8 protein-coding genes are annotated in these 7,101 nt (G+C 53.4%); 2 read left to right on the forward strand and 6 right to left on the reverse strand.

What is annotated here, in order from left to right; translation table 11 throughout:
- Positions 1-959 precede the first annotated feature (959 nt).
- Both ACR0IM_RS22355 and ACR0IM_RS22360 read right to left on the reverse strand, forming a co-directional pair.
- Positions 960-1,175: a hypothetical protein gene (locus ACR0IM_RS22355; protein ID WP_480597211.1), complete on the reverse strand. Its 216-nt coding sequence runs from the start codon at positions 1,173-1,175 to the stop codon at positions 960-962.
- Between the two features lie 299 nt (positions 1,176-1,474).
- Positions 1,475-1,750 (reverse strand): beta-barrel domain-containing protein, encoded by a 276-nt coding sequence (locus ACR0IM_RS22360; protein WP_480683275.1) that lies wholly within the window; start codon positions 1,748-1,750, stop codon positions 1,475-1,477.
- Between the two features lie 156 nt (positions 1,751-1,906).
- Here ACR0IM_RS22360 and ACR0IM_RS22365 point away from each other — a divergent pair, with 156 nt between their 5' ends.
- Positions 1,907-2,233, forward strand: a complete 327-nt coding sequence (locus ACR0IM_RS22365) for a hypothetical protein (RefSeq protein WP_480597209.1) — start codon at positions 1,907-1,909, stop codon at positions 2,231-2,233.
- 222 nt (positions 2,234-2,455) lie between these two features.
- Here the strand turns inward: ACR0IM_RS22365 and ACR0IM_RS22370 are convergent, their stop codons facing one another.
- Positions 2,456-2,968, reverse strand: a complete 513-nt coding sequence (locus ACR0IM_RS22370) for a hypothetical protein (protein ID WP_480683271.1) — start codon at positions 2,966-2,968, stop codon at positions 2,456-2,458.
- Between the two features lie 488 nt (positions 2,969-3,456).
- Here ACR0IM_RS22370 and ACR0IM_RS22375 point away from each other — a divergent pair, with 488 nt between their 5' ends.
- The gene (locus ACR0IM_RS22375) at positions 3,457-3,777 is read left to right on the forward strand and encodes a DUF4082 domain-containing protein (RefSeq protein ID WP_480683276.1); all 321 of its coding nucleotides are present in this window, start codon (positions 3,457-3,459) and stop codon (positions 3,775-3,777) included.
- Between the two features lie 684 nt (positions 3,778-4,461).
- On the opposite strand, the gene ACR0IM_RS22380 is transcribed toward ACR0IM_RS22375, so the two are convergent.
- The 3 genes from ACR0IM_RS22380 to ACR0IM_RS22390 are packed head-to-tail and all read right to left on the reverse strand — an operon-like array spanning position 4,462 to position 6,916.
- Positions 4,462-4,827 (reverse strand): cupin domain-containing protein, encoded by a 366-nt coding sequence (locus ACR0IM_RS22380; RefSeq protein WP_480683272.1) that lies wholly within the window; start codon positions 4,825-4,827, stop codon positions 4,462-4,464.
- A 32-nt stretch (positions 4,828-4,859) separates the two neighbouring features.
- Complete coding sequence (gene pta, locus ACR0IM_RS22385) at positions 4,860-5,861, reverse strand: phosphate acetyltransferase (RefSeq protein WP_480683273.1); 1,002 nt, start codon at positions 5,859-5,861, stop codon at positions 4,860-4,862.
- 11 nt (positions 5,862-5,872) lie between these two features.
- The gene (locus ACR0IM_RS22390) at positions 5,873-6,916 is read right to left on the reverse strand and encodes a YeiH family protein (RefSeq protein ID WP_480683274.1); all 1,044 of its coding nucleotides are present in this window, start codon (positions 6,914-6,916) and stop codon (positions 5,873-5,875) included.
- Positions 6,917-7,101: the final 185 nt, after the last annotated feature.

The following is a 7,101-nucleotide window of genomic DNA, read 5'->3' on the forward strand; positions in this document are numbered from 1 at the left end:
TTCGGCCAGAACGTCACCAAGTACCCGACCAAGAACCTGCGCCCTTGGTCAACAACCGGGATGTCTTGCCCGCTTAGCTGATGTTTCCGAACGGAACGGGTGGCGAGATTCAACTGATCGGTGTCGAACAGGTTGCTGATTGCGATACTGAAACTACCCAGGCTGAACTGTTCAGCCATACGCGCGCTGACCATTGTGGTGCCTTCAACTCACGTTAGGAGGACGGCCGCCTTTGGCCAGGGAATATCAATAAATCGTCCAGCCTTCCGTTGTACGACTTCTTCTGGTGTACAAAGGCATTCTCGTACTGCACCGGCAATATCTCCAGCCCATCGCGATCACCGATATCAGTCAGAAAGAAGTGGCAATCTCCGAAATCAGCGGAGTGTTTTCAAAGGACGCAGCAACTCCGTGCATTCCTTCGGCATTTAGTTCAGGCCGTCATCCTTCAGTGTCGCGGCCATCCAATAACTGGCTGTGGGCTTTGAATGGACCGATATGCATCGACAGTTTTCATGGGCAATATTCCTCAGGCAAGTCCGAGACGCCAGAACGAGGTTCGCATGCTTTTCCTTCGCAGATTCGGTGGGCGGCTCCAGCGGAATCGGCAGTGTTTTCGCATTCCGATTACGGGGACATGAGGGTTCGGTCCTTAAGCTCGCTAATTCGTGAAAACGGCGGCAGGCCCTCTTCATTCCTTCCGGACGGGCACCCGAAGCGAGTTTTTTCGTGCCTGATAACGTTGAAAGCGATCCATAGCTCGTGGCGTAAGTGCGGCCGCCCTTGTTGGGTTTCCTGCCCAAAACCCACCGCTAGACATGATCTGAAAGGCCCAAATCGCGCCCGGAATCTGTTCTTTCAAACAACCCGTCAGCCTGGTTGTCCGAGTTCCCAGCGATCATCAAGACAACTTAGCACGTTCAGACCCTTGCAAAAACCAGTGAAATGCAGGAATTCGACTAAGAAAAGATAAACTCGTCGGTCAGTAGAAACGGCTTCTGCGGCTCAAGTTCTGAAGCCATTTGAAAGGGTGCTTTTAAAGGCGCAACATCCGATGAGGCAACTGATTTGGCCTGACTTTTTCGAAGTTCGAGTTGGTTCAGCAGGAAGAATAGACCGGCCCTTTTACCCTTCAACGCCTCAGGCACCTTCACTGGCACAACCTGTGTTTTCATTGGCGAGTTCTTCATCAAAGGAACCTTCGGGACCAAGCAGCGTTGCAGCATAGTATGGAAAAAGAAATGCACATTGGATGAAAAAATGCAAATTTTGCGAGTAGAGTGTCTTTTCCGCCAACAAGCCAAAACCACAGCATTTGAGTCGATTTGGAAACTACCAACGGAAGCGATCGGCCTGAACCGCCCCCCATAAAAACGCATGTGAAGAATTCACTGCGCGCTATCCCTTAAGAAGCCCAAAACACTTTTTTGGCCTTTTGCCGAACTTGGCGAAAGAAGGATTGAGCGAACACCGATCAGCTTTCCAGAAAGACACGCTTTAATTGATCCGTCAGTGTTTTGAGAGGGAAGCACAGAACCAAAGGGGCTCTTGTGTTCAAAAACGCTTTGACCGGCATACCCGGTATAAGCTCGAACAGTCCTAAGCGGACCAGTTCTTCGGGTGGAAACGTGACTTCTACCCAATGGAAATGGCGATCTGTTTCCAGATCTTCGACTCTGTCCGGGGACACGCCAGACACCGTGCCATAAAGTTCCGGGGGCGAGCGTTGATCGAATGTAGGGAACCGAATCCTGGCGCAGCTTGAGCACCACGTAGTCCTGGAATTCCTGGCTGGCCTAGTTGATCTTAAGTTCTGAGTCTTGAATCGCGTTGCGCATACCTGTCAGGTCATACTGATGCACCGAAATTCGGTCCGCCCGCCTTATAGTTCTAACAATAGGCTCTCGTGCACGAGACCCTGATCAAACAGGGTGCAGACATTGCCTACCTCCCGATCGACAAGGACAACCCGATCCTTAGTGGCATCAAATTGTGCCATAATGCCGTCGATTTGAGCTTGTTGCTGTTGGATCTGCTCTCTGAAATGTGCCTAGCGCCCTTCCAAGACGGCGCGTCGGGACTTAAAAGCCTCGTTCTGACCTTGCAACTGCCTCTGCACCGCCGCCGGTTCAAGCGCGACCTCGGTTTCGATCGGCTGTATCTCGCCCAGTTTCAGTCGTTCATTCTCTCGCCAAACCTTGCGCGCTGTCAGCCCGGTCAGGACACCGTGTAAGATATCCCGATTGATCTCCGCCAGCTTGGGATCAAGCTGCGGCACGACCTCCCTGTCCCGACAAGGTAGCGGTTCTTAACCTAGTTATCCCTAACAATGCCCCCTTCCGGCCACTGAGCAGGCTCTGGATCGACTTGCGCTACGACCTGACCAGAGGAGATGACCACACCGCGAATGGTCACGTAGTGAGAAAGAGTGACCAACAGCGGTTTGGCGTCAGCTTCAACAGGACAGTTTAGGTTGATTTGACAAAAGGGGGTTTGGCTCATCAGGTTGCATTGATGGTGCGGCGGATCTGCGGTGAAGTAAGAGCTGGGCCTCGATGGTCTTTCGCTTGATCCTTTCTCTTTTTTTCAATGTATTCTGGCCTGGTCCGAAGCAGACCTTAGAAGATGTAAGGTTTTGCAGGCTTTCGTGGTATCGACAGTAACTGCAACGCTTGACCTTGCCTTGCGTCTGCGGATGATCTGGCGCGCCACGCGCGTGATCCATTTGTGAACCTATTCGCCTATCGGAAAGTTCGCCGGAAATGTAGGTGGACAGGTTGTCGCTGAGCGGACGCTGTTTATGCAGTACGGTTGCCTGATAACAACCCGGCGCCTTTAACGCCAGGTCCAGCGTTTCTGTCACAACCTCGGTCTTCATCGTCGTAAAAGGCTTTGAGGAAATGATGTATCGGCTGTAGTAACCCAAGAACGTATTGAGATAAAACCAATACCAGTAGATGATCTTCAAACCGGTGAAACCTGTCGGCCAAAGCTCGGTCGGCCACGGCTACTTGTCCTGCAACTCATCCGCAGCGGACAGAATCACATAAGCCGATCTGACGATCAGATCGAAGGACTTGAGGATGCGACAGACCTAAGACTCTGATGACGGGCATGTCGGCCAGGTGACAGAGCCAAAACACTACTGAGACGCAGCGGATGCCGATCTTCCGATGTCATCCAAAACGGTTACTTCCGCACCAAGCGAAACAGGATGGCAGACCGTCGATCCGGCAACACCGAAAAACGCATCCGATGGTGAGCGGTTTGTGGTGCCCTATGACACAACTCAGAACCACGGGGTTTCTAAGAGTTATTTGACCAGCGATTACGGCCACCTTTACAGCCAGTAATCCGGACGCGAACACCTTTGTATTTGCTATCGCCGGAGAGGCGGACGCAAATGCGTTCAACCCGGCTGTCGAGCTAGTGGCCACAGTCACCATAACTGAGGTCGTGGGCGAGAGTGGCTCAACGGTTTCAACACTGTTTTGTCCGACAGACTCGCCAGATCAGCTCGTGACATTCGACCCGACCGATAATGATTTGGGAGTTGAGTTCACTGTTGCCTCTGAAGGGCAAGTCCCCGGTCTGCGCTATTACGGCGGCGCAGTTGACGCGGTTGACGCAGATGACACAGATGTGCGCGAACTGAACCTGTGTGTCGACGTTGGCACCAAACTTGCCTGTGTCATGGTGCAGTCCGACCCCGGTGAAAGTGGTTGGCAGGTCGGCACCCTTTCGACATCAGTCGACCTGCAGGCAGGCTCATCCTAGGTTGTTTCCTACGCACGACTCAGAATTATGCACTTGGTGGAAGCTTCTTCAGAAGAGATTGGTCCGGGTCGGACGAGCAACTGACAGCTCTCGCCGACAGTGGTCAAACCAGCAATGGTGTATGTGCTGCGAGCGTAGTCAATCAATTCCCAACGTAAAGCTTCAACGCCTCCAACTATTGGGTCGACGTTATCCTTGAAACATGTGTCGCCGCAGCGCAAGAGGACGAACCTATCTTCTTTACCCAAGCCCTTTTGGCCAATGTCAAATCGTACTTTGCCTTCCGTTTCGGGGTTGGACCGAACGGAGAGTAAAGGGGGCATTGTCGCAGGCTTTTTCGAAGCGTGAACTTGTATCGAGGCTCACGATGTTTTTTAGGCTAACGCAGGAAACAGTTTGAATTGACAGGTTCTGACTCCGAACTGGCCCTTTCAGATCACCCGAGCATCGGTCGAAACCGAGGTTTGATGATAGTGTGTTTTGCGAGTTCCTCGAACATCCCGGGCGCGTCAAAGCCTCGCCACCATACGTAAAAAAGGCCAACTAAGTTACTGTAATGGTCCTATCGGAATGTCGAGGTGAAGAGCCTACTATCCAAGAAGCAACAGGCGTTGCCGAAGGCTCGGGAACCCTGAAAGGCCCGCCCAATTGACCGGAACCTCGACACCTTCAGAACCATTTTTGTTACTCAGACAAATCCCGAATGACAAAGTGCTTTGTCGTTGTCTCGACAACTTCCCAGTAGCCTTGAAAGCCGTTTGGGATCATGAAGCTGTCTCCGGTGCGAAAATCCTGCCGCGTCCCGTCTTTGTGAATCAAGGCGCAATGCCCATCAACGATATAGCAATACTCATCCTTGTCCGTGAACGCGTGCCATTTTCCAGGAGTTGATGTCCAAGTGCCTGCCGAGAGTGCTCCGTCGGGGCTGGTGAAGTGTATCCCCACCTTGTGGAAGGGATCCCCCTCTACCACGCGATCTGGCAGATCGGAAAGGCAGCGTTCGCTGCAGGTTGCGGGTTCGTCGAACAGGTTGATGACATGTATGTTCATCACGAAACCTCCGGGTTCGGTTGCGTCTTCGTTTAATTTGCTTCGGCTTGGACGGCAGTTACGGCGATCATGTGCAAAATATCCTCTGCTGAGCATCCGCGGGACAGGTCATTGGCGGGCTTGTCCAGCCCCTGCATGATCGGACCAATTGCCACTGCCCCTCCGACCCGCTGCGCAATCTTGTAAGCAATATTGCCGGTTTCGAGGTTGGGGAAGACAAAGATGTTTGCGTTGCCGCCCAGTGGTGAATCCTTGGCCTTTTTCGCCGCAACCTCGGGCACGAAGGCTGCGTCAAACTGCAGTTCACCGTCAATGAGAAGGTCGGGTGCAGCGTTCTTGGCCAGTTTTGTGGCCTCAACGACTTTGGACACGGCTGCACCGCTGGCGCTGCCACGGGTCGAGAAGGACAACATCGCAACACGCGGAGTATCCTGCGTCAACGCCCGGAAACTATTGGCTGAATCCAACGCGATCTGAGCCATTTCTTCTGCCGAAGGATCGACAACAAGACCGCTATCCGCAAAGACATGCGCACCTTTTTTGACGTGATGACCTTCGCAGAACAGCATAAGGAAAAAACTGGATACAAGCTTTTCGCCGGGTTTCACACCGATGACCTTAATGGCAGTTCGCACGATCTCGGCCGTGGTTGCCACAGCACCGCCAAGGGTTCCGTCCGCAAGTCCTTTCTTCACCATCAGTGCTGCGAATACATGCGGCTTACGCGTTTCAACAATGGCCTGTTCCTGCGTAATGCCTTTGTGCTTGCGCAACTCAAAAAGCAACGCCGCCAGTTCATCAAAATGTGCTGACGAGGCGGGGTCTGCGGTTTCTATTCCGTCATCTGGTTGGGCGCTCAACGATGCGAATTGGCCCAAGATGACATCTTCGTCCCCCACCAGCACAACGCGTGCGACACCCTTTTTCCTGGCTTCAAGCGCGGCTTCGACGACACGGGGGTCAGTCCCTTCTGACAGGGCAATTTTCTTTTGAGATTGCGCTGCATTCCTGAGCAGTTCTTCCAACGGCTTCATGGTATTTCCTTTCAAAAATGCACGAGGTAAACGCCCGCCAGAACCAGAACGGCGATAAAGACGGTCTCAGCAACGATCAGTGCGATGGCCTGCCCCCCCACATCCAGAATACGTTTGAGTGAGGTTTTCATCCCAACCGCTGCGATCGATACCAACAATGCCCAACGGCTTAGGCTGGCCATCGCTGACGAAACGACATCAGGGATGAAGCCCAGTGAGTTCAGGGTGGCGAAGATCAGGAAGCCCACCACAAATAATGGTAGGATCGGGGGTCGTTTACCTTCTTCTTCACTGAACTCTGCGTATCGGCGTACGAGCGTCGAAATCACCAGAACGACTGGCGCCAGCATGGCAACGCGGATCAGCTTAACCATTGTCGCGACTTCACCGGCTTCGTCCGAAACCGAAAAGCCCGCGCCGACAACCTGCGCGACGTCGTGAATGGTACCGCCCAAAAATACGCCCGAGATTTGATCGTCGAAATCAAAAGTTTCAGTCAGGATCGGATAGGCGATCATCGCAACCGTGGACAAGACAGTCACCGACAGGACGGTAAAGATCAGATTGCGCTCGGAGTGTTCGTTCTTTGGCAAAATGGCGGACAGCGCCATTGCAGCGGAGGCACCGCAAATCGCAACCGAACCGCCGGTCAGAATGCCAAACCGCCAGCCACGCCCAAGCAAACGCGCGCCGAGCAACCCAAACAGGATTGTCAGAATGACGCCCGTGATGACAACTGCGATCAGTTGCGGCCCCAGGCCGACCATTAGTTCAACCGAAATACGTGCGCCCAACAGCGCAACACCAAAACGCAGGACGCTACGTGCGGTAAAATCGATGCCGGCTTTGCAGCTTCCGGTGTCTTCCTCGGCCAGAAAATGAAACGCTATGCCAAGCAATAGCGCCATCAGCATTGCCGGTGCACCGTAGTGTTCTGACAGAAACTGCGCCGCCACAGCCACGACAACGGAAATCAGAAATCCATGGCCGTTCTTGCGAACGAAATCTTGCGCCCACGACAGGGGCGTCCGGGATGCATTTAACGCCTGCATCATGTTTCCTTTGTGCGAAAATTGCGCCCTCCTGGCCGGAAAGCTCAATGGAACCCGGGCCCGATTAGGCCCGGGTTTGACATCTGCTTAGGCGACCCCGGCCTGTGGTGTCATATCGTTTTCGCTGATACCGGCGACTGCGACCGGTTTTTTCATCGCGTCACGACGGAAGGGCTCGCCCAGTTCCT

The organism is Ruegeria sp. BF6 (assembly GCF_056538665.1).

Bases quoted from the DNA above. Each gene is read 5' to 3' on its own strand.
- ACR0IM_RS22355 (WP_480597211.1), bottom strand. From the start codon at position 1,175: ATGAAAACACAGGTTGTGCCAGTGAAGGTGCCTGAGGCGTTGAAGGGT.
- ACR0IM_RS22380 (WP_480683272.1), bottom strand. From the start codon at position 4,827: ATGAACATACATGTCATCAACCTGTTCGACGAACCCGCAACCTGCAGC.
- pta (WP_480683273.1), bottom strand. From the start codon at position 5,861: ATGAAGCCGTTGGAAGAACTGCTCAGGAATGCAGCGCAATCTCAAAAG.
- ACR0IM_RS22390 (WP_480683274.1), bottom strand. From the start codon at position 6,916: ATGATGCAGGCGTTAAATGCATCCCGGACGCCCCTGTCGTGGGCGCAA.